This is a genomic window from Rhodococcus sp. RD6.2, from assembly GCF_001040705.1.
Taxonomy (GTDB): domain Bacteria; phylum Actinomycetota; class Actinomycetes; order Mycobacteriales; family Mycobacteriaceae; genus Rhodococcus_G.
The window spans coordinates 645,176-671,079 of record NZ_CVQP01000006.1 but is presented as its reverse complement, the minus strand read 5'-3'; the positions used below and the strand labels follow the sequence as shown (position 1 = coordinate 671,079).

21 protein-coding genes and 2 pseudogenes are annotated in these 25,904 nt (G+C 69.1%); 4 read left to right on the top strand and 19 right to left on the bottom strand.

All coding sequences use genetic code 11. From position 1 onward, the window contains the following. Positions 1-129 precede the first annotated feature (129 nt). Positions 130-318, top strand: coding sequence for a hypothetical protein (locus RHCRD62_RS25845; RefSeq protein WP_137873428.1), 189 nt, complete (start codon positions 130-132; stop codon positions 316-318). A 3-nt stretch (positions 319-321) separates the two neighbouring features. Here RHCRD62_RS25845 and RHCRD62_RS13350 read toward each other — a convergent pair whose 3' ends face one another. The 14 genes and pseudogenes from RHCRD62_RS13350 to RHCRD62_RS13285 all read right to left on the bottom strand — a co-directional run bounded on the left by RHCRD62_RS13350 (position 322) and on the right by RHCRD62_RS13285 (position 19,732). Next, complete coding sequence (locus tag RHCRD62_RS13350; protein WP_084734241.1) at positions 322-2,190, bottom strand: ABC transporter ATP-binding protein/permease; 1,869 nt, start codon at positions 2,188-2,190, stop codon at positions 322-324. Positions 2,191-2,273: 83 nt separating this feature from the next. Further along, positions 2,274-3,410, bottom strand: coding sequence for a cation:proton antiporter (locus RHCRD62_RS13345; protein ID WP_050065141.1), 1,137 nt, complete (start codon positions 3,408-3,410; stop codon positions 2,274-2,276). A gap of 36 nt (positions 3,411-3,446) precedes the next feature. Continuing rightward, positions 3,447-4,361 carry an acyl-CoA thioesterase II gene (locus tag RHCRD62_RS13340; RefSeq protein ID WP_172671059.1) on the bottom strand — a complete coding sequence of 305 codons (915 nt, stop codon included), beginning with the start codon at positions 4,359-4,361 and terminating at the stop codon, positions 3,447-3,449. Then, positions 4,358-5,779 carry a pyruvate kinase gene (gene pyk, locus RHCRD62_RS13335; protein ID WP_084734240.1) on the bottom strand — a complete coding sequence of 474 codons (1,422 nt, stop codon included), beginning with the start codon at positions 5,777-5,779 and terminating at the stop codon, positions 4,358-4,360. The genes RHCRD62_RS13340 and pyk overlap by 4 nt, the downstream gene beginning before the upstream one ends. Positions 5,780-5,892: 113 nt before the next feature. Continuing rightward, on the bottom strand, positions 5,893-7,398 hold the full coding sequence (locus RHCRD62_RS13330; RefSeq protein ID WP_050065139.1) for a glutamate synthase subunit beta: 1,506 nt from the start codon (positions 7,396-7,398) through the stop codon (positions 5,893-5,895). Next, a complete protein-coding gene (gene gltB, locus RHCRD62_RS13325) occupies positions 7,391-11,968 on the bottom strand; it encodes a glutamate synthase large subunit (protein ID WP_050065138.1) in 4,578 nt (1,525 codons plus the stop codon). Before gltB ends, RHCRD62_RS13330 begins: the two co-directional genes overlap by 8 nt. A 174-nt stretch (positions 11,969-12,142) precedes the next feature. Then, positions 12,143-12,406 (bottom strand): annotated as a pseudogene (locus RHCRD62_RS26395) (TM2 domain-containing protein); the annotation flags it as partial. 209 nt (positions 12,407-12,615) lie between these two features. Beyond that, positions 12,616-13,638 (bottom strand): prolipoprotein diacylglyceryl transferase, encoded by a 1,023-nt coding sequence (gene lgt / locus RHCRD62_RS13315; RefSeq protein WP_050065136.1) that lies wholly within the window; start codon positions 13,636-13,638, stop codon positions 12,616-12,618. Beyond that, positions 13,635-14,438: a tryptophan synthase subunit alpha gene (trpA, locus tag RHCRD62_RS13310; protein ID WP_050065135.1), complete on the bottom strand. Its 804-nt coding sequence runs from the start codon at positions 14,436-14,438 to the stop codon at positions 13,635-13,637. The genes lgt and trpA overlap by 4 nt, the downstream gene beginning before the upstream one ends. Next, positions 14,435-15,688: a tryptophan synthase subunit beta gene (gene trpB, locus RHCRD62_RS13305; protein WP_050065134.1), complete on the bottom strand. Its 1,254-nt coding sequence runs from the start codon at positions 15,686-15,688 to the stop codon at positions 14,435-14,437. The genes trpA and trpB overlap by 4 nt, the downstream gene beginning before the upstream one ends. A 151-nt stretch (positions 15,689-15,839) precedes the next feature. Continuing rightward, complete coding sequence (trpC, locus tag RHCRD62_RS13300) at positions 15,840-16,649, bottom strand: indole-3-glycerol phosphate synthase TrpC (protein ID WP_050065133.1); 810 nt, start codon at positions 16,647-16,649, stop codon at positions 15,840-15,842. Positions 16,650-16,745: 96 nt separating this feature from the next. Further along, the gene (locus tag RHCRD62_RS13295; protein WP_050065288.1) at positions 16,746-17,432 is read right to left on the bottom strand and encodes a TIGR02234 family membrane protein; all 687 of its coding nucleotides are present in this window, start codon (positions 17,430-17,432) and stop codon (positions 16,746-16,748) included. Then, positions 17,425-18,999: an anthranilate synthase component I gene (locus tag RHCRD62_RS13290; RefSeq protein WP_050065287.1), complete on the bottom strand. Its 1,575-nt coding sequence runs from the start codon at positions 18,997-18,999 to the stop codon at positions 17,425-17,427. Before RHCRD62_RS13290 ends, RHCRD62_RS13295 begins: the two co-directional genes overlap by 8 nt. 46 nt (positions 19,000-19,045) lie before the next feature. Then, complete coding sequence (locus RHCRD62_RS13285; protein WP_050065132.1) at positions 19,046-19,732, bottom strand: hypothetical protein; 687 nt, start codon at positions 19,730-19,732, stop codon at positions 19,046-19,048. Positions 19,733-19,777: 45 nt separating this feature from the next. On the opposite strand from RHCRD62_RS13285, the gene RHCRD62_RS13280 reads away from it, so the two are divergent. After that, on the top strand, positions 19,778-20,230 hold the full coding sequence (locus RHCRD62_RS13280; RefSeq protein WP_050065131.1) for a peroxiredoxin: 453 nt from the start codon (positions 19,778-19,780) through the stop codon (positions 20,228-20,230). Here the strand turns inward: RHCRD62_RS13280 and RHCRD62_RS13275 are convergent. Continuing rightward, complete coding sequence (locus RHCRD62_RS13275) at positions 20,227-21,009, bottom strand: dioxygenase family protein (RefSeq protein WP_050065130.1); 783 nt, start codon at positions 21,007-21,009, stop codon at positions 20,227-20,229. The genes RHCRD62_RS13280 and RHCRD62_RS13275 overlap by 4 nt on opposite strands. Before the next feature lie 83 nt (positions 21,010-21,092). Here RHCRD62_RS13275 and RHCRD62_RS13270 point away from each other — a divergent pair, with 83 nt between their 5' ends. Further along, positions 21,093-21,611 carry a MarR family winged helix-turn-helix transcriptional regulator gene (locus RHCRD62_RS13270; protein ID WP_050065129.1) on the top strand — a complete coding sequence of 173 codons (519 nt, stop codon included), beginning with the start codon at positions 21,093-21,095 and terminating at the stop codon, positions 21,609-21,611. A gap of 25 nt (positions 21,612-21,636) precedes the next feature. Here the strand turns inward: RHCRD62_RS13270 and RHCRD62_RS13265 are convergent, their stop codons facing one another. The 4 genes and pseudogenes from RHCRD62_RS13265 to RHCRD62_RS13255 all read right to left on the bottom strand — a co-directional run bounded on the left by RHCRD62_RS13265 (position 21,637) and on the right by RHCRD62_RS13255 (position 24,925). Continuing rightward, positions 21,637-21,816 (bottom strand): tautomerase family protein, encoded by a 180-nt coding sequence (locus RHCRD62_RS13265; protein WP_050065128.1) that lies wholly within the window; start codon positions 21,814-21,816, stop codon positions 21,637-21,639. Between the two features lie 258 nt (positions 21,817-22,074). Then, positions 22,075-22,329 (bottom strand): annotated as a pseudogene (locus RHCRD62_RS25470) (NAD(P)-binding domain-containing protein); the annotation flags it as partial. A 27-nt stretch (positions 22,330-22,356) separates the two neighbouring features. After that, a complete protein-coding gene (locus RHCRD62_RS13260; protein WP_050065127.1) occupies positions 22,357-23,580 on the bottom strand; it encodes an MFS transporter in 1,224 nt (407 codons plus the stop codon). A 4-nt stretch (positions 23,581-23,584) separates the two neighbouring features. Next, complete coding sequence (locus tag RHCRD62_RS13255; protein WP_050065126.1) at positions 23,585-24,925, bottom strand: NAD(P)-binding domain-containing protein; 1,341 nt, start codon at positions 24,923-24,925, stop codon at positions 23,585-23,587. 102 nt (positions 24,926-25,027) lie between these two features. On the opposite strand from RHCRD62_RS13255, the gene RHCRD62_RS13250 reads away from it, so the two are divergent. After that, positions 25,028-25,903: a metalloregulator ArsR/SmtB family transcription factor gene (locus RHCRD62_RS13250; protein WP_050065125.1), complete on the top strand. Its 876-nt coding sequence runs from the start codon at positions 25,028-25,030 to the stop codon at positions 25,901-25,903. The last annotated feature ends 1 nt before the right edge of the window (position 25,904 follow it).

The window sequence follows — 25,904 nt, the reverse complement described above, 5'->3', positions numbered from 1 at the left end:
ACCCAACACGGTCCAACGCACACGATCTGATCCTCGGGAGGTCACCGGTGAGCGCGACACGGCATGCGGTCGAGAACCAACTATCAGGCAGGGGCCCGGTCGCCCGTGCCTCCGACGGAGCCCTCGGCCATGCCTAGGCCCGGCCCGGTGCGCCCGCTGGTCGGCGTCAAGATGGATGCGGTGCAGATCGAGTTCTACGATCAGCAGGCCGCGGTCGAGGGCCTTCTGATGAAGTCCGGCAAGCCCAATCGCTCGGAGCTCATCCGCATCAAGTTGGCGTTCGCCGACGAGCACATGCCCGCCGGCTGGCGGCCCTGACCCTCAGACCGACACCGTCGACAGCTCCCACGCCCCGTCACCGGACAGTTCCAGTTGGCGTGAGTGGTGCTGGTCGACCGAACTGCGGTGGCTGACGCTGAAGAGCATGCAGTCCGGAACCTCGGAGCGGACCAGGTCGTAGAGCGAGTACTCCAGCCCCTCGTCGACAGCGGACGTCGCCTCGTCGAGAAATACCAGGTCCGGGCGCAACAACAGGATTCGCGCGAACGCGATCCGCTGTTGCTCTCCCGGCGACAGCACCTTCGCCCAGTCCTGTTCCTCGTCGAGACGCCCGACGAGGTTGCCCAGCTGGACCTTGCGGAGAACCTCGCGGATCGTGTCGTCGGCCGTTCCGTCGTGATCGAGGTCCCGGACGGAGCCGGGGTAGGCGACCGTCGTCCGCAGATCACCGAGCGGCAGGTACGGCATCTGCGACAGGAACAGCGTCCGACGTCCGGGCGGACGACCGATCCTCCCGTCGGTGTACGGCCACATCTGCGCGAGACTCCGCAGCAGCGTCGTCTTCCCGCTGCCCGAACGGCCCTTGACGACGAGCGTCTCCCCCCGTCCCATTGTCAGATCGAGGGCCGTCACCAGTGGGGAACCGTCCGGGGTTCGGACGTGCAAACCCTCGATCTCGAGCGCCGCGTCCAGGTCCCGGGACTCCAGGGCCGGCAGCTCCCGTGAAGCGCGATCGGCGTCGCGCAGCCCGTCGAGACGGATCAGGCTGGCGCGGTAGCCGGCGAAGGTGTCGTACGACTCGCGGAAGAACGACAGCGAATCGTGCACCTGACCGAACGCCGTGGCCGACTGGGTGACGTCACCGAGTGTGATGGTGCCTGAGAAGAACCGGGGTGCCTGGATCAGGATCGGGAACACCACCGCGACCTGGTTGACACCGAGATTCCAGCCGTTGAACTTCAGGGTCCTGAACACGATCTGCCAGTAGTTCCGCAGTACCGCGGCGAACCGGGTGAGCAGGCCGTGTCGTTCGACCCGTTCCCCGCGATAGAACGCGACGTTCTCCGCACCGTCCCTGACCCGGACGAGGGCGTAGCGGAAGTTGGCCGAGAGCCGCTCATTCCAGAAGTTCAGCTGGATCAGCGGCCGGCCGAGCCAGAACGCCACGATCGTCGACAGGAGGACGTACGCGAACACGAGGAACACCATCGCCCGGGGAACCTCGGTGCCGAACACCGTCATCGGCCCGGACAGGTCCCAGAGGATCTTCGTGAACGAGACGAGGGAGACCAGCGCGCCGACCGCCCCCATCGACAGCGTTCGGGAGATCTGCACGAAGTCGGTGATGTCCTGTTGGATCCGCTGATCCGGGTTGTCGATGGTCGAGTCGACGAACCGGTTCCGGTAGTAGGCGCGGCCGTCCAGCCAGTCTGTGGTCACGTCGTCGGTGAGCCAGCGACGCCAGCGGATGTCGAACGCCTGGCCGACGTAGAAGTCGAGGAGTGACCGGGCGACGTGAATGGTGGCGAGGATCGCGAAGACCACGAGGCTCGTCCAGAATGCCGACTCGGCCGCGTCGAGGGCGGCCGCATCGCCCTGCGCAAATGCCTGCGCCGCCAACTGCAGTGCCGTGTACATGTCGTTGCCCTGGTACGAGAACAACACCGTCATCCGCACCGCGAAGACCGTCATGAACAGCACTGCGGCGAGCAGCCCCCAGACCGGTGCGCTGTCGCGGCCCGTGAAATAGGGGCCGCTGATCCGCCAGAACTGCCGACCCCATCTGGTGTAACGCAACAGGACCACCGCGGCGAGAACGAAACAGACTGCGGAAATCCCGAACGCCTCCAGGGTCCACCGCACGCTGCTCCACAGCTCGTGGTTCCAGTCCAACGACGACGACTCGGGCATCGTGACCCCTCCTGGCGTGGTGGGAGTGCGCGAATTCTAACTCCGCCGCGGTGGCGCCGTCCGTGTAACTGCAGGTCGCGGGCTCACGACCGCAGCAGTCCGCGCCGCACTGCGAGACCTCCCGCGACAGCGGCGATCCCGATCGTCACGAGCGCTCCGAGGAGCAGTGCGGGGGCCTCGCCGGGTGCGAACAGCCCGAGCTGGGTGCCGACGGTGGCGGCCGCCACCGGGATGCCGAGTTGCGCCGCGGACAGCGCCGCCAGTGACAGCGGCTGCCCGAGCAGCCGTGCGAGGGAGTGCACCGCGACCGCCGACAGTCCGAGCGCCAGCCCGAGACCGACGTACACGGGGTCCTCGACGAGCGCGCGAAGGTCGAGTGAGGCGCCGAGCCAGACGAAGAACAGCGGCCCGAGGAATCCCTCGGTGAGACCGAACAGCTGACGGGCGAGCCTGCGCGGCTCCCCGACCGCCGACAGCGCCAGTCCGAGCGCGAATCCGGCGAGCATCACCGACACGTGCATGGACGTCGCGAGGGCGGCGAGCGCGAAGAGCAGGACGAGGTTCACGCGCAGCTCGAGGGCGAATCCGCGCTTCTCGGATACTCGGTGCAGCCGTTCCTGGAATCCGCTGCGGACCATCACCCGAAAGATCACGTAGACGACCGCGGCACCGACAGCAACCGCCACCGCACCGACCGCGGCCCGCGGCGCCCTGCCGGGGTCGATCACCAGAGGAAGCGCCACGATGCACGCGGCATCGGCGACGGCGACCTGAGCGACGGTGTCGACCACGGACGCGCCGCCGAGGCGCAGCGAGTCGACGATCGGGAGCACCAGTGCCGCCGACGACGACGCGACCAGCACCGCGTACAGGCCGGCCTTACCCGTGCCGAACGCGGCCGCCAGACCGATCCCGACGGGCACGGCGGCGAGCCCGACCAGTCCTGCGCGGAGCACCCCTCGGCGCAGGGCCGGGCGAATCGCCGCGTCCCGCATCGGGACGTGGGTGCCCGCCACGAACATGACCAGGGCGAACCCGATGTCGGCGAGGAACGCCAGAATCGGGTCGCCCGGGTCGATCACGTCGAGACCGCTGATCCCGATCAGCATCCCGGCGAGCAGCTCTCCGAGCACGACGGGAAGGTTCCACTGCCTGCGCGCAGCGAGCAGGGGGCCGAGCAGCGCGACGACCGAGATCAGCGCGAGCGTCCCGAATCCCACGGCCACTCACCTCCGCCGGTTGTCGCGGCGCGCCGTTCAGCCCCGCTTGGGGAAGTGCCGGATCAGGCCCTCCTGCACCACTGTCGCGAGCAACTCACCCGAGTGGGAGAAGAATCGGCCCGTCGCGAGTCCGCGGGATCCCGAGGCCACCGGCGATTCCGTCGCATACAGCGCCCACTCGTCGAAACGCAGCGGGCGGTGGAACCAGATCGAGTGGTTGACCGTCGCCGCGACGATGCGGTCCAGGCCCCAGGACAGTCCGTGGGTCGTGATGATCGAATCCAGGACGGTGGTGTCCGAACCGTAGGCGAGGGCGGCGGCGTGCAGCCGGCCATCGTCCGGGAGCGGCCCGTCGGTACGCATCCAGACCCGGTTGTGCCCGAGTGTCTCGCCGGCGCCCTTGAGGATCCATGCCGGGTCGTTGGCGTAGCGCATGTCGATCGGGCGCAGCGCTCCGACGAAGTGCGGCAGCGTGTCCTCGAACCCGACCAGCCGTTCCCCGATGGTCGGGAGCGTCTCCGGTGCGGGCACGTCGGGCCGCGGCACCGCGTGCTCGAGTCCGCGTCCGTGCTCCTGGAACGCGACCAGCGCGACGGACAGCTCGCGTCCGTCCTGGATCGCCGTCACCTGCCGGTTGGCCAGTGCGCGGCCGTCACGGAAACGCTCCACCCGGTACTCGATCGGCTCCTTGGGGTCGCCGCCGCGAATGAAGTGCACATTGATGACGTGCAGCGGGCGGTCACCGTCGACGGTGTAGCCGGCCGCGATCATCGACTGCGCGACCAGCTGCCCACCGAACGTGCGGCTGCCGAGCTGCCTGCCCGTCGGATGCCTGCCGAGGAACGAATCCTCGCCGATCTGCTCGAGTTCGAGCAGACCCAGCAGGGTCTCCAGGTCCTCGCCACGCTCCTGCGCCTGCGGGTTCACCAGCTCGACCGCCGCATCACTCACCTATGGTCCTCTTCCCCGATCCGATGGACGTGAATCAGATTGGTGGAGCCTACGGTGCCGGGCGGCGACCCGGCGACGATAACGACGAGATCGCCCTTGTTGTACCGACCGAGCGACAGCAATGCGGTGTCGACCTGCTCGATCATGACGTCGGTCGTCGAGACCGGCGGCACGAGGAACGTCTCGGTCCCCCAGGTCAGGGACAGCTGGCTGCGCACCTCGGGCAACGGCGTGAACGCCAACAGCGGCAGCGGGGTGTGCAGTCGCGCGAGCCTGCGAACCGTGTCGCCGGACTGTGTGAACGCCACCAGCGCCTTCGCGTCGAGCCGCTCGCCGATCTCGCGGGCCGCGTACGAGATGACGCCGCGCTTGGTGCGGGGCACGTGGGTCAGCGGGGGCACCCGCGTCGACTCCGTCTCGACGGCCTCCACGATGCGGGCCATGGTCTCGACCGTCTCGATCGGGAACTTGCCGACCGACGTCTCACCGGACAGCATCACCGCATCGGCACCGTCGAGCACGGCGTTCGCGACATCCGACGCCTCGGCGCGAGTGGGACGGGAGTTCTCGATCATCGAGTCGAGCATCTGCGTCGCGACGATGACGGGCTTGGCGTTCTCACGGGCGATCTGGATGGCGCGCTTCTGTACCAGCGGCACCTGCTCGAGCGGCAACTCGACACCGAGATCGCCGCGGGCAACCATCACCGCGTCGAACGCCAGCACCACGGCCTCGAGGTTCTCGATCGCCTCCGGCTTCTCCAGCTTCGCTATGACCGGCACCCTCCGGCCGACGCGGTCCATCACGGCGTGCACGAGCTCGACGTCGGCGGGCGAGCGGACGAAGGAGAGCGCGATGAAGTCGACACCGAGCGCGAGCGCGAACTCGAGGTCGGCGATGTCCTTCTCGGACAGCGCCGGAACCGAGACGTTCATGCCGGGCAGGGAAACGCCCTTGTTGTTGCTGACCGGACCGCCCTCGGTGACGACGCAGACCACGTCGTTGCCCTCGACACGCGAGACCGTGAGTCCAACCTTGCCGTCGTCGACGAGGAGGCGGTCACCCGCCTTCGCGTCCGCAGCGAGTTCCTTGTAGGTGGTCGAGACCCTGTCGTGAGTGCCGTCGACCTCGTCGACGGTGATCCGGACCTCCTCGCCGTTCTCCCACACCGTGGAGCCGGTCGCGAACCGGCCGAGCCGGATCTTCGGGCCCTGCAGGTCGGCGAGAATGCCGACCGACTTGCCGCTCGCGTCGGAGGCATCCCGCACTAGCCGATAGTTGTGTTCGTGGTCGGCGTGCTCACCGTGGCTGAAGTTGAGCCGAGCGACATCCATGCCGCTCTCGACGAGCTCGCGAATTCGTTCCCCGGTCGCAACAGCAGGGCCCAGGGTGCACACAATCTTTGTCCGTCGAGTCACCTGTGCGAGCCTAGTCTGTGAACCGATTCAGTTCTATTCCCGCCCCATGAACACAATGAACTCGTGTAAAGCGTTCACCGTCGTGTCACCGCCGCGTTCACGAGAGCCGCCGCTCACAGGACCTCGAGGGGCAGGGCCGTCGGATGCACCGGCGACGGGAGATCCGAGTCGCCGGTGAGGAATACGTCGACCGCGTGCGCTACCGACCTACCCTCCGCGATCGCCCACACCACGAGCGACGCGCCGCGGTGCGCGTCACCGCACACGAACACCCCCGGCGACGACGTCTGCCAGTTCGGACCACACGACAGCACCCCCCTCCCGGACAGCGGCAGCTCGAGTCCGTCCAGCAGCGCGCTGCGCTCGACACCCTCGAAGCCGATCGCGAGAAGTGCCAGATCGCACGGCAATTCGACCTCCTCGCCGACCGGCGCGATGTGCCTGCGACCCTGCTCGTCGCGACTCACCCGCACCTCCGCGAGCGACATGGCCCGCACGCGACCCCGCTCGTCACCCAGAAAACGTTGCACCGCAACCTCGTAACGCCTCACGCCACCCTCCGCGTGAGCGGGCGAGGTTCGCAGGACCATCGGCCACGACGGCCACGGCGACCGCTCGTCGTCGCGTACGACCGGGGCCTCCGCGTGGTAGTCCAACTGGGTCACGGAGAGGGCGCCCTGCCGATGGGCGGTGCCGAGGCAGTCGGCGCCGGTGTCACCGCCGCCGATGATCACCACGTGCTTGCCATGTGCGGTGACCGGGCTCGGGCCGTCGCCCTCGCATTCCCGGTTAGCCAGCACGAGGTGTTCCATCGCCAGGTGGATCCCCTCCAGTTCGCGACCCCGGACCTCGGTGTTGTCCCGGGCACGCAGCGCACCGACGGCGAGAACGACTGCCCCGAACTCCTCACGCAACCGCGGAACGGTCACGTCGACCCCGACCTCGCAGTCCGTGACGAAGCGGGTTCCCTCGCCGCGCATCTGCTCGATCCTGCGGTCGATCACCGCCTTGTCGAGCTTGAAGGCCGGGATGCCGTATCGGAGCAGTCCCCCGAGGCGGTCGTCGCGCTCGAAGACGGTGACGGCGTGCCCGGCCCGCGTCAACTGCTGCGCGGCCGCCAGCCCGCCCGGCCCGGAGCCGACCACTGCGACCCGGTGGCCGGTCGACACGATCGCGGGCCGGGGCGCCACGGCCCCCGTCTCGAAGGCCACATCGGCGATGGCCTGCTCGATCCGTTTGATCGTGACGCTGCCGCCGGTGTCGTTCTCGGCGATCGACAGCACGCACGCCGCTTCGCAGGGGGCGGGGCAGATGCGGCCGGTGACCTCCGGAAAGTTGTTGGTGGCGTGGAGTCGGTCGGCGGCGGCGTCCCATCGGCCGCGTCGAACGAGGTCGTTCCACTCGGGAATCAGGTTGCCGAGCGGGCAGCCCGCCGACCCCGAGTGGCAGAACGGGATTCCGCAGTCCATGCACCGGGTGGCCTGCTGCGCCACATCGGCGGCCCGCGTCTCGGCGGACTGCTCGGCGCCGACCTCGGCCCAGTCACGCACTCGCTCGGAAACGGGCCGTTTCGGCGCCTCCCGCTTGTTCACGGTGAGGAATCCGTGCGGATCAGCCACGAGCGGCCTCCATGATCGCGGTGTCCACGTCGCGTCCCTCGGCCCGCGCGAGCCGGCCCGCCTCGAGCACCCGCCGGTAGTCGATCGGCAGCACCTTCGTGAACAGGGCCGCCCGTCGAGGCCAGTCGGCCAGCATCGACGCCGCCACCGGTGAGTCCGTGTACTCCCGGTGTCGCGCCACGACGGCGTGGAGCCATTCCAGGTCGTCCGGGTCGGGCGATTCGAGGGTGACCATCGCCGTGTTGACCCGGGTCGGATCCAGGTCGAGCACGTAGGCAATTCCGCCCGACATGCCCGCCGCGAGGTTGCGGCCCGTCGGCCCGAGGACGACGACCCGGCCGCCGGTCATGTACTCGCAGGCGTGGTCGCCGACCCCCTCGACAACGGCGGTCGCCCCCGAGTTGCGGACGGAGAAGCGCTCCCCCACCTGCCCGCGCGCGAACAGCTCACCCGAGGTCGCGCCGTACAGCAACGTGTTGCCCGCGATCACCTGTTCCTGTGCGTCGAAGGGAGCATCCGCGGCGGGCCGCAGGACGATCCGCCCACCCGAAAGACCCTTCCCGACATAGTCGTTCGCATCACCCGTCAGAGCGAGGGTGACACCGGGCGGCAGGAATGCCCCGAGCGACTGGCCCGCCGATCCCGTCAGTTCCACCACGATCGTGTCGGCAGGCAGGCCGTCGGCCCCGTACCTGCGGGTGACCTCCGCCCCGAGCAGGGTGCCGACGGTGCGATTGACGTTGCGGACGGGAAGTCGCAGTCGAACGGGCCTCGCATCCTCGAGCGCACCGTCGGCGAGCTGGATCAAACTGCGGTCCAACGCTTCTGCCAGTCCGTGATCCTGTTCGCGGATCCGGCGCCGCTGCGGCACCGACTGGCCACCGTCGCCTGCGGGGACCGCGAAGATCGGCGACAGGTCCAGGCCGCGACTCTTCCAGTGCGCCACCCCCTCCGCGGTCTCCAGCAGATCGGCGCGACCGATCGCCTCGTCGAGACTGCGCAGCCCGAGCCGCGCCAGGTGTTCGCGCACCTCCTCGGCGACGAACCGGAAGAACTCCTCGACGAACTCCGGCTTGCCGGTGTACCGCGCGCGTAGCACCGGGTTCTGGGTGGCGACGCCGACCGGACAAGTGTCGAGGTGGCAGACACGCATCATGATGCACCCGGCGACGATCAGCGGTGCCGTCGAGAATCCGTACTCCTCACCGCCCAGGAGGGCCGCGACCATGACGTCCCGGCCGGTGCGCAGCCCGCCGTCGCACTGGACCGTGATCCGGTCGCGAAGACCGTTGAGCACCAGCGTCTGCTGCGCGTCGGCGAGGCCGATCTCCCACGGGGCACCGGCGTGCTTGAGCGAGGTCAGGGGCGAGGCGCCGGTCCCGCCGTCGTTCCCGGAGATCAGCACGACATCGGCGTGGGCCTTCGAGACACCGGCGGCGACGGTGCCGACCCCGACGGAGCTGACCAGTTTGACGTGGATGCGGGCACGGTCGTTGGCGTTCTTGAGGTCGTGGATCAGCTGCGCCAGGTCCTCGATGGAGTAGATGTCATGGTGCGGAGGCGGGGAGATCAACCCGACTCCGGGGGTCGAGTGCCGTGTCGACGCCACCCACGGGTACACCTTGAACGGCGGCAACTGGCCGCCCTCGCCCGGCTTCGCGCCCTGCGCCATCTTGATCTGGATGTCGGTCCCGTTGACGAGGTAGTCGCTGGTGACACCGAAGCGGCCGCTCGCGACCTGTTTGACCGCGCTGCGCCGGAGTGGATCACGCAGCCGGTCGGAAGTCTCGCCTCCCTCTCCCGTGTTGGATCGTCCTCCGAGACGGTTCATCGCGATCGCCATCGTCTCGTGGGCCTCGGCGGAAATCGACCCGTAACTCATTGCGCCGGTGTTGAACCGGGCGACGATCGCGTCGACGGGTTCGACCTCGTCGAGTGGGACCGCCGTCGCCGGATCCTCCCGGAAACGAAACAGCCCGCGCAACGCCCCGCCCTGTTCGGCGAGCGTGTTGACCGTGTCGCTGTAGCGTGCAAACACCTCACGTCTGCCGGTTCGGGTGGCGTGCTGAAGCAGGAACACGGTTTCGGGGGTGAACAGGTGCAGTTCGCCGTCACGGCGGAACTGGTACTCGCCGCCCACGTCGAGGCGCTGGAATGCGCGATCGCTCGGATTCGCGGGGTGGGCGAGACGGTGCCGCCTGCGGACCTCCTCGGCGAGCACGTCGATCCCGACGCCTCCGAGCGTCGAGACGGTGCCGGCGAAGTACTCGTCCACCAGATCACGGTCGAGTCCGATCGCCTCGAAAACCTGTGCGGCGGTGTATGATCCGACGGTCGAGATCCCCATCTTGGACATCACCTTCAGCACGCCCTTGCCGAGGGCGGTCAGGTAGTTTCGCACGGCCACCTGCGATTCGAGGCCCCTCAGTTCACCTTCGCGGACCAGGTCCTCGATGGTCTCCATCGCGAGGTACGGGTTGACGGCTGCCGCCCCGAATCCGATGAGCATCGCCACATGATGGACCTCACGGGCATCCCCCGACTCCACGACGAGCGCGACCCGCGTGCGTTCCTTCGTCCGGATCAGGTGGTGGTGCACCGCCGAGACGGCCAGTAGCGACGGGATCGGCGCATGCGACCGGTCGGCGTCCCGATCCGAGATGACGAGCGTGCGATACCCGGAGGCGATGGCGGCACTCGCACGCGAGCGCAGGTCCTCGATCGCCTCGCGCATCCCGTCGGCCCCGCGTTCCACCTCGTAGAGCGCGCGCAGTACCGTCGCCGCGAGCCCCGGATGCTCGCCCTCGTCGTCGATGTGGACGATCCTGCTCAGGGCCCGGTTGTCGAGTACCGGCCACGGCAACACGATCTGCCTGCAGGAGGCCGCCGTCGGCCGCAGAAGGTTCTGCTCCGGGCCCATCACCCGGGACAGCGAGGTGACGACCTCCTCACGGATCGCGTCCAACGGCGGATTCGTGACCTGCGCGAACAGCTCGACGAAGTAGTCGTAGAGCAGGCGCGACCGCTGCGACAGGACCGCGATCGGAGTGTCGGTTCCCATCGACCCGATCGGCTCACCGGCCGCCGCCGCCATCGGCGTCAGCAGAAGCCGCAGCTCCTCCTCCGTGTACCCGAACACGATCTGCCTGCGGACCACCGACTCGTGCGGGTGCACCGCGGCAGGCCGGTCCGGCAGTTCGTCGAGCGAGAGCAGACCCGCGTACAACCATTCCGCGTAGGGCTCCGCGGCCGCGAGTTCCCCCTTGACCTCGCTGTCGGGCACGATCCGACCTGCGGCGGTGTCGACGAGGAACATCTGCCCCGGCTCCAGCCGACCCTTCGCCAGGACCCGAGACGGATCGATGTCGAGCACACCGGACTCGCTGGCCAGGACGACGCGACCGTCCTCCGTGAGCCACCACCGGCCGGGCCGCAGCCCGTTACGGTCGAGAACGGCGCCGACCCGGACACCGTCGGTGAACGTCACACACGCCGGGCCGTCCCACGGTTCCATCAGGGAGGCGTGGTAGCGGTAGAAGTCGCGACGGTCCGCGGGCATCGCCCGGTTGTTCTCCCACGCCTCCGGGATCATCATCATCACCGCGTGTTCGACGCTGCGCCCGCCGAGATGCAGCAGTTCGAGCACCTCGTCGAACGACGCGGAATCCGACGCGTCCGGCGTGCAGATCGGATAGAGCCGGGTCAGATCACCGGGGATCAGGTCGGACGCCAGCATCGCCTCACGGGCCCGCATCCGGTTCCGGTTTCCGCGGACGGTGTTGATCTCGCCGTTGTGGGCGACGTACCGGAACGGATGTGCCAGCGGCCACGACGGAAAAGTGTTGGTCGAGAATCGACTGTGCACGATCGCGATCGCGCTGCGGCATCGCTCGTCCCGCAGGTCGGGGAAGAACACCGGCAGCTGCGTGGTGGTGAGCATGCCCTTGTAGACCATCGTCCGGGCCGACAGCGACGAGAAGTAGACGCCCTGCGCCGGGTCGTCGGGGATCTGCTCGGCACGTTTACGCAGGGGGTAGACGAGCCGGTCGAGGTCCACACCGGACGGTCGGCGGCCGCCCGGGCCGACGGGTGCCGCGACGAACAACTGGCTCATGTACGGCATACACCCGCGGGCACTGATGCCGATGTCGGCGCCGTCCGGATCGACGGGCACCTCCCGCCATCCGAGGATCTCGAGGCGCTCCTCGGCTGCGATCGCCTCGATTCGCGCGACCGCTGCGGCCCGCGGCGCGGATTCCTGCGGCAGGAAACAGATCCCGGCGGCGAACGCGGCGTCGCCGGAATCGTCCACGTCGGGGAGGTCGAACCCGGCAACCGCGGTCAGCAGGTCGACCGGCAACTGCACCAGGATCCCGGCGCCGTCACCGCTGTTCGGTTCCGCTCCGGCTGCCCCACGGTGTTCGAGGTTCGCCAGCGCCAACAGACCATCGGCGACGATGCCGTGATCCGACCTGCCGTGAATGTCCGCCACCATCGCGACCCCGCAGGAGTCGGATTCACGCGCCGGGTCGTACAGGCCCTGCGGTGCGGGCAATTGGGAGAACAGCACCTGGACACCTCCACGGGAGGCCGCCGTCACGGAACCGGCCGTGAGGCAGGCGGCGTCCGGGTGTGGCGCGCAGAGGATGGTCGACCGAGCGTCACACTCGGGTGCGCACAGTGTAGACGCGAGGTGAGGGCGCGGTCGAGATGCCGTTCTCCGACTGGATCGGGCGGGGGCCGATCAGCTGCGCAGTTTCAGACCCCGCGAGTCACGGGTGTTGCCTGCCAGCATGATGATCCCGTCGATCAGCGGCCAGATCGCGCCGATCCCGCAGGTCAGCCAGGTAGCGGCGATCTGGCCGATGGCGATACCGGTGTGGCCGGTGTAGAAGCGACCGGCACCGAACCCGCCGAGGAAGATCTGCAACAGCCCCGCCGCGATCTTGGTCTTGTCCGACAGCGGCTCCCCCGTCAACGGATCACGACCGTACGGGGCGGTCGGATCGACGCCCAGGTATCCGTAGCCGGGGACCGCGGACACCTGCGGGTGCGGAGCGTAGCCGGGCCCGGTGCCCGGCGCACCGTAGACCGGCCCCGGCGGGGGGTATGCGGACGTCGTCTGCTGATCCTCGGGCCCCTGCGCCGCGAACGCGGCCATCGGGTCGAAACCCTGCCCGTTCTCGATCCGCTTCTGCCAGTCGTCGTTCGGTGCGGTCATGACTTCTCGTTCCCCCCTGTGGTGCTGTTCTCGTCGTCGTCGGCGGCGGCACCCGCAGTGTCGTCGGCGTCGTCTGCCTGGGCACTGGCCACGACATCCGTGTCGGCGCCGTCGGCCAACTCGGGATGCTCCGCCAGATAGCGCTCCCGGGCCGCCCCGATACGCAGTTCCGCAGGCGTCTCCCGACCCTTGGTGGCCAGCACGAAGTATGCCATCGCACAGGCGAACACGATCGCCGACGTGAACGAGTTGATGCGGATGCCCGCGATGTGGGTCGCGTAGTCGTCGCGCATGAGCTCGACGAAGAACCGGCCGAGGCTGTATCCGGCGGCGTACAGCGCGAACAGGCGTCCGTGCCCGATCCGGAACCTGCGATCGACGACGACCAGCAGGATCACGATCAGCACGTTCCAAACCAACTCGTACAGGAACGTCGGGTGCACGATCCGCTCGACGACACCGTTGGAGGTGCCGGTGAGCGGGTCGAGCCGTCCCGCGTCGTTGACGCGCTCGTAGATCTCGAGCCCCCACGGCACCGTGGTCTCGCGTCCGTACAGCTCCTGGTTGAACCAGTTGCCGAGCCGACCGATGGCCTGCGCCAACAGGATTCCCGGCGCGATGGCGTCACCGAGTGCGGCGACGGACACACCGCGCTGGCGGCACCCGATCCAGGCACCGACCGCGCCCAGTGCGACGGCACCCCAGATTCCGAGCCCGCCCTGCCAGATCTTCAGTGCGTCACCGGGATTGCCGCCCTCACCGAAGTACGTGCTCCAGTCGGTGAGGACGTGATAGAGGCGGCCACCGATCAGACCGAACGGCACCGCCCAGATGGCGACGTCGAGGACCGTTCCCTTCTCGCCGCCGCGCGCGACCCAGCGACGGTCACCCCACACCACAGCGACGAGGATGCCGACGATGATGCAGAAGGCGTAGGCGCGCAGCGGAAACGGACCGATCTGCCACACGCCCTGCGGTGGGCTCGGAATGTAGGCGAGGATGTCGACAGTTGACGTCACGACGCCACGGTAGCCGAACGGACACCCTCGGCGAGTTCGACCGTGAGGGCCCGCAACGCGTCCATCCCATGCCCGGCCGCTGCGACCAGTGCGGATCCCACGATGACTGCGTCGGCGTATGCCCCGATCTCGGCGGCCTGGGCACCCGAGCGGACGCCGATACCGACACCGACCGGGATGTCCGAGTGCTCACGCACCCGTGCCACCAGCTCCGGCGCCAGGTTCGACACCGCGTCGCGGGCGCCCGTGACACCCATCGTCGACGTCGCATAGACGAATCCCCGGCACGAGTCGAGGGTCATCGCGAGCCGCTCGTTCGTCGAGCTCGGCGCGACGAGGAAGATCCGGTCCAGGCCGTACTTGTCGGACGCTGCAATCCAGTCGGCGGCCTCGTCCGGGATCAGATCCGGAGTGATGATGCCGAGACCGCCTGCGGCGGCGAGATCGCGTGCGAACTCGTCCACGCCGTACTTGAGCACGAGGTTCCAGTACGTCATGACGACCGCCTTGCCGCCCGCCTTCGTGATCGCCTCTACGGCCGTGAACACGTCGCGCACACGAAATCCGGCGCGCAGCGCCTCGTCGGCGGCCGCCTGGATCGTCGGGCCGTCCATCACCGGATCGCTGTAGGGGACGCCGACCTCGATCAGGTCGCAGCCCGCGTCGACGAGCGTCTCGAACGCCTCGATCGACTTCGGTACCGTCGGATAGCCGGTGGGCAGATACCCCACGAGAGCCGGCCTGTTCTCGGCCCGGCACTGCGCGAAGATCTCCCCCAGTCGCGACTGCTGCGCGCTCACTTGTCGTCCCCCTCGGTGTCGGTATCGGAATCGGTCGGCATGAGCCCGAACCACGTGGCGGCGGTGTCGACGTCCTTGTCACCGCGCCCGGAAAGGTTGACGAGCACGATCGCACCCTCACCCAGCTCCCGGCCGAGCTTCAGTGCACCCGCGACGGCGTGCGCGGACTCGATCGCCGGGATGATGCCCTCGGTGCGGCACAGCAGCGCGAACGCGTCCATCGCCTCGGTGTCCGTGACCGGGCGGTACTCGGCCCGTCCGATGTCGTTGAGGAACGAGTGTTCCGGCCCCACGCCGGGGTAGTCGAGGCCGGCCGAGATCGAATGCGACTCGATGGTCTGACCGTCGTCGTCCTGCAACAGGTAGGAGTACGCGCCGTGCAGCGCGCCCGGCGATCCGCCCGCGATCGTCGATGCATGACGTCCGGTCTCCACACCGTCACCGCCTGCCTCGAATCCGACCAGCTTCACGGCCGGGTCGTCGATGAAGGCGTGGAAGATGCCGATCGCGTTGGAGCCGCCGCCGACGCACGCGGCGACGGCGTCCGGCAGCCTGCCGGTCAGCGCGCGCACCTGTGCGCGGGCCTCGAGGCCGATGATGCGCTGGAAGTCGCGGACCATCGTCGGGAACGGATGCGGGCCCGCCGCAGTGCCGAAGCAGTAGTACGTGTTGTCCGCGTTGGTGACCCAGTCGCGCAGCGCCTCGTTGATCGCGTCCTTGAGGGTCGCCGATCCGGTGACCGCGGGGATGACCTCGCCGCCGAGGAGGCGCATCCGTGCGACGTTGAGCGCCTGCCGCTTGGTGTCCACCTCACCCATGTAGACGACGCACTCGAGTCCGAGGAGTGCGCACGCCGTCGCGGTCGCGACGCCATGCTGGCCGGCGCCGGTCTCCGCGATCACGCGGGTCTTGCCCATCCGCTTGGCGAGCAGCACCTGCCCGAGCACATTGTTGATCTTGTGCGAGCCGGTGTGGTTGAGGTCTTCGCGCTTGAGGAGCAGGCGAGCACCGCCGGCGTGCTCGGACAGCCGGGCCGCTTCGTAGACCGGCGACGGCCGGCCGGTGTAGTCCCGCTGCAGGCGATCCAGTTCGCTCAGGAACGCCGGATCGACGCGGGCCTTGTCGTACTCGGCGGTGACTTCCTCGATCACCGCCATCAATGCCTCGGGGACGTAGCGGCCACCGTAGGCGCCGAAGTGGCCACCCGCATCGGGTTCGTGGGCGCTTCGCGCGGTGACGCCGTCGCTCATGCGGGGCAGGCCCTGGTTCGTGCTGGGGAAACCCTTGGCGGAAAGTACGGGATCGTCTGCAGTCACCTGTTCAGTCTGCCCTAGTCTGCAGACCCGAAATCTCGCCGGGTCCGGCCAATCGGTATTCGGGGGCCTGGCCGTGACCGGCCCGTCAGCGAGCGGGCTTCGGGCAGGACGGATGAGTTCCGGCCGCGACCAGATCCTTGACCGCCGTACGAGGGTCTCCGCTGGTGACCAGGCCCTCGCCGACGAGCACCGCATCGGCGCCCGCACCGGCGTACGCGAGCAGGTCCGCGGTGCCACGGACACCGGACTCGGCGATCTTGACGACCCGGCTCGGCAGGCCCGGCGCGATGCGTGCGAACGTGTCACGGTCGACGTCGAGGGTCTTGAGGTCGCGGGCGTTGATGCCGATGACGCTCGCCCCCGCCTCCAGTGCGCGATCGGCCTCTTCCTCGGTGTGCACCTCGACGAGGGCGGTCATGCCGAGCGACTCGGTGCGATCGAGCAGGGACGCCAGGGTGTTCTGGTCGAGGGCCGCGACGATCAGCAGGATCACGTCGGCGCCGTGGGCACGGGCCTCGTGGATCTGGTACGGGCCGACGATGAAGTCCTTGCGCAGGACGGGGATCGACACCGCCTTGCGGACGGCGTCGAGATCCGCGAGGGACCCCTTGAAGCGCCGTTCCTCGGTGAGCACGCTGATCACGCGCGCCCCGCCCTCCTCGTAGGCGCGAGCCAGCGACGCGGGGTCGGTGATGGTCGACAGCTCACCCTTCGAGGGGCTGGCGCGCTTGACCTCCGCGATGACGCCGATCCCATCGGCCCGCAGCGCGGCCGCGGCATCGAGTGCAGGCGCCGCGGCGGCAGCAGCGGCCTTGACAGCGGCAAAGTCGAGCTGTGACTCGCGAGCGGCGACGTCGGCGCGCACCCCGTCGAGAATCGAATCGAGAACAGTCATCACGTCCCGAGTCCTTTCTGGGCAGTTGCCGATTGTGAGAAACGTCATCTGTACAAGCAAGCCTAGATGCCGCCCATGTCTTGACTAACGGCGGGTCTACGTGCCAGTGACCGGACCCTGTCCGTCCTGGTCGCCGCGAACATCGTCGGGGCGATCGTCATCGGTGGGATCGTCGCCCGCGTCGAGCGCATCCCACAGGACCCGTTGGCTCGGAGGCTCGTTCGATTCCCGACGTTTGACGGCGTCGTCGCGCCGCGCCGCCGGGGCCGCGTACTTCGACGACAGTCCGGCAGCGACCGACGCCTTGCGCAGTAACAGGATCGCCGCGGCGAGCGCCGCCACTCCCCCGACGATCACCAGCAATGCAGGCGTCGTGGACACCGCGGTACCCGTCACGTCCGCCCGATCGGGAAGCTCGGCGAGCCGTCCCGCCCGGTCGTCGTCGACGTCGGACGTCAGGAGGGTCACCGCAGGCACGATCGCCGCGACGGCCACCACGGCCACCAGGAGCGCGACCACGCGCAGCGCCCACCCACGGACCGCGAACGAGGCCGCGATCGCGGCGAGCAGTGCCAGAGCCAGCGGAGTCGTCGCAGCCGCCCACGTACCCCCGTCGAGTGCGGTGGTGCGCGCCTCCCCGAGTCCGTCGAACGAGTCCACCCGCACCCACGTCATCCTCGACGCCGCCCACAGGCACAGTGCCGCCACCGCCAACAGCAGCACCGGCAACGCCGCCGCGACAGGCGACCGCCGTGCGGTGGGCTCTGCTTCGGATTCAGGCATCGTGACCACCGAGGGTGCGCAGGGTGCCCGCGGCGGCGATCGCGCTGAGCGCGGACATCGCCTTGTTCCTGGCCTCGGTGTCCTCGTACACGGGATCCGAGTCGGCCACGACGCCGGCACCCGCCTGCACGTACGCGACCCCGTCCTTGACCAACGCCGAGCGGATCGCGATCGCGGTGTCCGCGTCGCCGGCGAAATCGAGGTAGCCGACGATGCCGCCGTAGATGCCGCGGCGAGTCGGTTCGAGTTCGTCGATCAGCTCCATCGCGCGGACCTTCGGCGCGCCGGACAGGGTGCCCGCCGGGAAGCACGCGGTGACGGCGTCGAGGGCGTGGTTGCCGTCTGCGAGGCGTCCCGTCACCGTCGACACCAGATGCATGACGTGGCTGTAACGCTCGACGTGCCGATAGTCGTGCACCTTCACGGTGCCCGGCTCGCACACGCGGCCGAGGTCGTTGCGGCCGAGGTCGACGAGCATCAGGTGCTCGGAGTTCTCCTTCTCGTCCGCGATGAGGTCCTTCTCGAGCAGAAGGTCCTCCTCCTCGGTACCGCCGCGCCAGCGAGTGCCCGCGATGGGGTGCGTGGTCGCGGTGCCGTCCTTGACGGTGACCAGGGACTCGGGGCTCGATCCGACGATCGCGAACGCGGTGCCGCCGTCGCCGTCCGGGACGTTGACGAGGTACATGTACGGGCTCGGATTGGATGCGCGCAGCATCCGGTAGATGTCCACGGGTGCGGCGTCGGTGTCCATCTCGAATCGCTGCGAGAGCACCACCTGGAACGCCTCACCGGCCTCGATCTCGGAGATCAGGCGGCGCACGTCGGCGCCGAACTCCTCGGTGGTGCGTTGGCGGCGGAACTCCGGAGCGGGGGTCGTGAACGTCGACACCGTCGACGCCGCCGGGGCGCCGAGTGCCCGGGTCATCTCGTCGAGTCGGGCGACGGCGTCGTCGTACGCCTCGTCGACCCGCTCGTCGCTGCCGTCCCAGTTGACGGCATTCGCGATCAGCGTGATGGCTCCCTCGTGGTGGTCGACCGCAGCGAGATCCGTCGCGAGCAGCATCACCATCTCCGGGATGTGCAGGTCGTCGACGGCGTGGCTGGGAAGCCGTTCGAGCCTGCGCACGACGTCGTAGCCGAGGAAGCCGACCATGCCGCCGGTCAGGGGCGGCATGTCCGGGAGGCGCTCGCTACGGAGCAGTTCGAGGGTCTGCCCGAGCGCGGCGACGGGGTCACCGCCGGACGGCGCGCCCGCGGGGACGTTGCCGTACCACGCGGCCTCCCCGTCGACGACGGTCAGCGCCGCGGGAGAACCGACACCGATGAACGACCATCGCGACCAGGAGCGCCCGTTCTCGGCCGACTCCAGGAGGAAGGTGCCGGGCCGGTCGGCCGCGAGCTTGCGATACGCGGACAGCGGAGTCTCGGAGTCCGCCAACACCTTTCGAGTGACCGGCACGACCCGGTGTTCGGCCGCGAGCGCCCGGAACTGCGCGCGGGAGGTGGTGGCTGCGGCTGTGTCGGCTGCAGTGGGTGCGGAGGGGACGGTGGTTGGCTCGCCGGACATGACGTCAATCATGGCAGGAGCGGTCGGACACGAGTGCGATGGCTGCCTACCAGAGCGCGCGATCCATCGGCCTGGGCAGCGACTCGAGGGCCCCGGCGTCGCGCAGGAGCCTGGACACCCGCACGACCTCCTCCGGCCCCCCGCCCGTCTCGACGACGACGCCGGCCGCCAGCGCCTCCCGGCGCGCGGCCCCGAGATCGTCCGGCAACCGGGCGCCGCGCCCCGCGGACAGGTAGGCGAGACGCCCGAGCGCTGGATCGCCGACGGTGAACCCCGCGTCGTCCTCGAGCGCGTCGAGGATGTCGTCGTCTGTCACGTCGCCGAAATCCGGATCCCACGCGAGCACCACCGCCGTGAGGAGCCGGGACTCGGGGAGCACGAACCCGTCGGGTGCGGTGATGCCGATCACGAGGGACTGCAGCAGGTACTCGGGGGCCCCTCCCGCCAGCCCGCTCGCCTCGATCTCACAGCCCGCCGTCGCGGTTCGGATCAGGCGCAGTCCGGTTCCGATCACGTCCGACCAGGCCTCGTCGGCCTCGGCCGCACGCAGTGCTCGGAGCAGTGGCTCGCGGTCCGGGAGGAGAGCCGTGGGCGGCCCCGACGCGTGCACCTGCTGCCAACCACCACCGGGCAGCAGCGAGTCGATCGCCGTCAGTGTCGCCAGCCAGCGGTCGGCCACCACGTCGACCGATTCGGGCCTCGGCCCCCAGAATCCCCGCACGATCGTCCGCATCCGCCGACCGTAATCGACGTGGGCCGCGCCGCGTACTCTCGGCGCATGAATCCCGGAGACAAGGCCCCCGACTTCGCGCTTCCCGACCAGTCCGGCACGGTCAGGACACTGAGTGACCTCGTCGCGGACGGGCCGCTGGTGCTGTTCTTCTACCCGGCCGCGAACACGCCGGTGTGCACCGCCGAGGCGTGCCATTTCCGCGATCTGGCCGACGAGTTCGCCGCCGTGGGTGCATCGAGGGCCGGGATTTCGACGGACGCGGTGGAGACGCAGTCGTCGTTCGCGGCGGCGAAGTCGTTCGACTATCCGCTGCTGTCCGATGCCGACGGCGCGGTGGCGGAGCAGTTCGGCGTGCGGCGTGGGTTGCTGGCGAAGTTCATGCCGGTGAAGCGGACGACGTTCGTCGTCGGGTCGGATCTGACGATTCTCAAGGTGATCGCCAGCGAACTCCGTGCCAACACGCACGCCGATCAGGCGTTGGAGTTCCTGCGACGCTAGGCCAGTTGCAGGGACCGCTTGGACAGGCCCATCCAGAATCCGTCGATGACCTGGTCGGGTGTCTGCTCGACGTCGCGGGACGCACCTAGCGCGACGAACAGCGGCGCGAAGTGCTCGATCGTCGGGTGCGCGTAGGGCATGCCGGGCGCCTGAGCACGGAAGTCGACCAGCGCGTCGACATCACCTGCTGCGAGGCGTTCGGCTGCCCAGGCGTCGAACTCCCGAGACCAGCCGGGCGCGGTGGCGTTCGGCGTCCAGTCGCGCAGGAACGGCAGTCCGTGGGTGGTGAAGCCGGACCCGACGATCAGAACGCCATCGTCACGCAGGGGTTGCAGTCGTTCACCGAGGTGGAGGAGCCGCTGCGGGTCGAGGGTAGGCAGGGAGATCTGCAGGACCGGGACGTCCGCCGCGGGGTACATGACGGTGAGCGGGACGTAGGCGCCGTGATCGAGCCCCCGGTCGGGCTGGTGGTACACGGGTTCGTCGTCGGGCATCAGCGACGCAACGGTCCGGGCCAGGTCGGGCGCTCCGGGCGCCGCGTATCGCACCCGGCGGTACTTGGGGTCGAAGCCCCCGAAGTCGTAGACGAGCGGAGTTCCCGTGGTGACCGTCCCGATGGTCAGAGGTGCGGATTCCCAGTGCGCCGACACGATCAGCACGGCTTTCGGCCGGGGCAGATTCCGCGACCATGCCGCGAGTTCCGAGACCCACAGTTCGTCGTCGACGAGCGGCGGGGCACCATGGCTGAGGTACAGCGTCGGCATGGCGAGGTCCGTCATGTCCACTCCTTTGAGTTGAAGCTTCAACTATCATAGGAGTCAACGCAGAAGTTCGACAAGTATTCCGAGGGGGGCAGCTCCGGATGGCCGAGTCACACGGCGGCGAAGAGGCGAGCGGGAACGATAGCGGGACCCGCTGGCTGACGGATGAGCAACAGCGGGCGTGGCGCGAACTCGTCGCGCTGTGCACGCGACTGCCCGCCGCACTCGACACCCAACTCCAGCGCGACGCCGAGCTCAGCCATTTCGAGTACTTCGTGCTAGCGGTGCTGTCCGAGGCACCGAAACAGCGCCTGCAACTCAACGCCCTCGCGTCCGCGGCGAATGCGTCGCTGTCCCGCCTCTCCCATGTCGTGACGCGCCTCGAGAAGGCCGGCTGGGCGCAGCGCGAACCGATCGTCGGAGCGCGCGGCTCCTACGCCGTCCTCACACCCGCGGGTCTCGCCAAGGTCGTCGCGACGGCTCCCGGACACGTCGCAACCGTGCAGGCGCTCGTGTTCGACGGACTCGACGACGAGCAGGTCAGCACCCTCGCCACCCTGGGCGCCTCGATGGTCGAGCAACTCGACCGCACGATCGCCCAGGGCACCGGCAGGGCGTGAGCCGGGCGAATGAGACTCTCCCGAGTCAGGCCAGTGGAATACCGCCGACGCCCCAGTTCTCCCCGGGGACCTCGGTGATCGTCACCCACACCTTGGCGGGATCCTTGCCGCTCGCCTCGGCGTAGGCCCGCGTCACGCCCTCGATCACGGCGCGCTTCTGCTCGGCGGTGAGACCCGGTGTCTGACTGATCTGAATCATCGGCATGCGACGAACTGTGCCACAGCTCCATTGGCGACGAGTGACCCGTCTGGCATCTCGCGATCGGGCCGATCAAGTTGGTCCAGGGCCGCATGGGACTCACGTCGACATCGTCGAACAGCGCTGAACATCAAGCAGTTCGAACGCTCGCTTGCCGGTTCCACTGAGTGACGAGGCACTTAGCGTCACGGCCGACTCCGCGTAGTGACGCGGAGGAGACGCTGCGTTGCCATTCGAGGACAATGCAACCGAGGCCGTCATGGGTTATCCGAATCCGCCGGTAGCCGCGACGATCCGCGGTGCGGTGAACGTTGATCCGGAGTCGGTGGTGGCTGTGTGGAGGTCACCGTCGTGGGCGACGGTCGTCACGCGTTGGTTGACGTGGATGTCGGCGTCGAGGGTCTTGGCATAGAGACGTAGGTAGTCGACTACTTCATCGCGGTGCGGGTACCGATCGCCGTCCCCGCGGAACGGGAGTCCGGTCAGGGCACTGCATTTCGCGGGCGAGAACAGTGTGAGGCTGTCGTAGTAGTGAGGCCTTGCGGGTCAGGGTGCGGGTTCAGCGGTGCGGCTGGGAATGGAGACAGCGGCGACTCCGGCTGCGAGGAGTGCGATGGCGCCGAGGACGAGGTAGGTGCGGGCGTAGCTGCCGGTCCAGTCGGACAGTGCGGTGCCGGCCCATGGCGCGAGAGCCATGACGATGACAATCGGGGCGGACATCAGGCCGTTGAGGCGGCCGTAGTGGGTGGAGCCCCAGCGGTCGGTGATGGCGGTGGCTTGGACGAGGGTGAACAGTCCACGGATCAGGCCGGCGCCGATCGCGACGGTGATCAGGGTGGCGACCGTCGTCACAACACCCAGAAGTGCTGTGCTGGCGGCGGTGGCGACGAGAACGCCGATGGCCCTGCTGCGAGCCGAGGTACGCGCCGTGAGGGGCAGGTAGCCGATGCGGCCGAGGAGCTGTCCCGCCCCACTCAGGCCGAGGGTCAATGCCGCCAGCGACGGGGAGAAGCCTTGTTCGATCAGCAGCGGTACGAGGTTGAACACGCCGGCAAAGGCAGCGAACGCGCCGAGGCTCAGGGCGACGACGAGCGCGAGGAACGCGGGGCTGCGGGAGGCATCGCGGTGATTGGCCGCGTCGCCGTGCGCCGGTGCGGGTGGATGTGGCCAACTCCCGCGCAGCCCCCAGAGGTGGGCGGGGATGGTGATGGCGGCGAGGATCGCCGCGAGAATGAGATAGGTGGCGCGCCAGTCGGTTCGCTCGACCAGCGTCGCGGCGAGCGGGGCGAAGACGGTGCTCGCCAGGCCCGCGGCGAGGGTAAGGATCATCAGCGCTTTGACGTAGCTGTCGCCGTACCAGCGGGTCAAGGCCGCGAACGCGGGCGGGTAGAGCACGGCGCCCATCGCGATGCCCGCGAGGATCCAGCCGGCGTAGAAGGTCGGCAGGTTGTGTGCGGTCGCGATGAGAAGCAGTGCGGGCACGGCGAGTACGGAGCCGGCGGTCATGATGGCGCGTGGGCCGGTGCGGTCGATGATGCGGCCGACGGGGATGCCGGTGAACGCGGCGGCTAGCTGGCCGATCGAGAACGCTGCCATGATCGTCTGCAGGGACCATCCGGTGTCGTCCGCGATGGACACCGACAGCACGGGGAACGCGTAGTAGAGGATTCCCCAGCTGGTGATCTCCGTCAGGCACAGGATCGCCAAGACCCGCCGCAGACCTGCTGCGGGAAGGGTTTCGGTCTGCGGCGGGGCCTTGGTGTCCGTCATTGGGCTAGCGTGCCCCGCCGGGTGCGGTCAGGGTGACCAGTTCCGGTTCCGCTGTGCTGCAGCAGCCGCCTTCGGCAGCGTCGACGTCGGGCTCGTCGAACACTCCCGCGCCGCCACACACGCCGGTCTCGGGGAGGATCAGCTCGACCCGGGAAGCGGCGTCGTGGTCGCCGGCGATGGCGGCAGCGATGCTACGGACCTGCTCGTAGCCGGTCATCGCCAGGAATGTCGGTGCGCGGCCGTAGCTCTTCATTCCGGCCAGGTAGAAGCCGGGCTCGGGGTGGCTCAGTTCCTTGGCGCCGTGCGGGTAGACGGTGCCGCAGGAGTGTGCGTTCGGGTCGATCAGAGGGGCCAGCTCGATCGGGGCCTGCAGGACCGGGTCGAGGCCGAGGCGGATCTCCGAGAGCCAGGACAGGTCCGGGCGGAACCCGGTCAGAACCACGACCCGGTCGAGGTCGTCGATGCGCTGCCCGGCGTCGGAGACCAACGCGACCCGGTCCTGACTGGTGGTTTCGACGGCGGCGGTGCGGAATCCGGTGACCACGTGCAGCAGTCCGTCGTCGACGGCCTTCTTCGCGCGCAACCCGAGGGCGCCGCGGGCGGGTAGCTGGTCAGCGTCGCCGCCACCGAAGGTGGAGGAGACGTCACCGCGGCGCAGGATCCAGGTGATCCGGGTGCCGGGTGTGTCCTTCTCGAGTGCTGCGAGGGCGACGATGGCGTTGAGCGCCGAGTGTCCGCCGCCGGCGATCGCGGTGTGCTTGCCGGCGTACTGCGTGCGCACGGCCGGGTCGTCGAGGTTCGGGACGCGGTACTCGACCACGTCGGCGGCGGTCTTCTCGCCGAGTGCCGGCAGTCCTTCGCCGCCGAGCGGGTTCGGGGTGCCCCAGGTGCCGGACGCGTCGATGACGGCCTGGGCGAGGACGCGGTCCTCGGCGCCGTCGGCGCGGCGGATGTGCACCGACAGCGGTTCGGTGTCACGGCCCGCGTCGACCACCCGGTCGCGGCCACGGCGGGCGACTCCGACGACCTCGGTGTCGAACCGGACGGCGTCGCCGAGCGCATCGGCCAGGGGTGTCAGGTACTCGCTGACCCACTCCTGTCCGGTCAGGTACGCCTCGTCGTCGGGGGCGGACCAGCCCGCCCGGTCGAGCAGTCGGCGGGCGGCCGGGTCGATCACCTCGGACCATCGGGAGAACAGCCGGATGTGGTTCCACTCGGCGACCGCTGCCCCGGCGCCGGCTCCACGTTCGAACACGATCGGGGTCAGCCCTCGTTCGCGCAGTTCGGCGGCCGCGGCCAGGCCGGTCGGGCCGGCGCCCACAACCACCACGGGCAGGTTGGTCATCACAATCACCCTTTCATCGACAGGCATCGATCAATACGCTTCGGACTGTATCGATGCCTGTCGATGAATACAACCATCGACGAGCATCGATATAGTGAACTCATGACCTCCCTGGAGACACCGGTCGTGCGGAACACCCGCCCGGCCGGGGCAGATGCGCTGGCGGTCGACGACGCAGCGACCTACGCGGGCTGGTTCGCGTGCCTGTCCGACCCGACCCGGGTGCGGCTGCTGCACCAGGTCGCCGCCCATCCCGCCGGACTGACCGTGGGCGAGCTTGCCGAGGCCCTGGGGGTCGGGCAGCCGACCGTCTCGCATCACGTCCGCAAGCTCTCCGATGTCGGGTTCGTCAGCGTCCACAAGGACGGGACCCGCACCGTGGTAGTGGTGAACCCGTCGTGCTGCACCGGGCTCCCGCAGGCCGCCGACGTGGTGATGGGTGTGCTCACCCCGCGGCCGTGCTGCCCCGACGACCTCCCCGCCGACGTCACGGTGCGGGAACTGCGCGGCACCGACTGGGACGCCGTGCGCCGCATCTACGGCGAGGGCATCGCCACCCGCACCGCCACCTTCGCCACCGAGGTCCCCACCCGCGAGGCGCTCGAGGCGCAGTGGCTGCCGGAGCACCGGTGGGTCACCGAGATCGACGGCGTCGTCGTCGGCTGGGCCGCCCTGAGCCCGGTCTCGAACCGGGACTGCTACCGCGGCGTCGCCGAGAACTCCGTCTACGTCGCCGACGGCATGCGCGGCCGCGGCGTCGGTAAGGCACTGCTGCACACCCAGGTCATCGCCGCCGACCGGGCCGGACTGTGGACCCTGCAGAACTCGATCTTCCCCGAGAACCGCGCCAGCATCGCCCTGCACCACTCCGCCGGATTCCGCACCGTCGGCGTCCGCGAACGCGTCGCCCAACTCGACGGCCGGTGGCGCGACACCGTCTTCCTCGAGCGCCGCTCCGCCGTCGATACGCAGGTCTGAG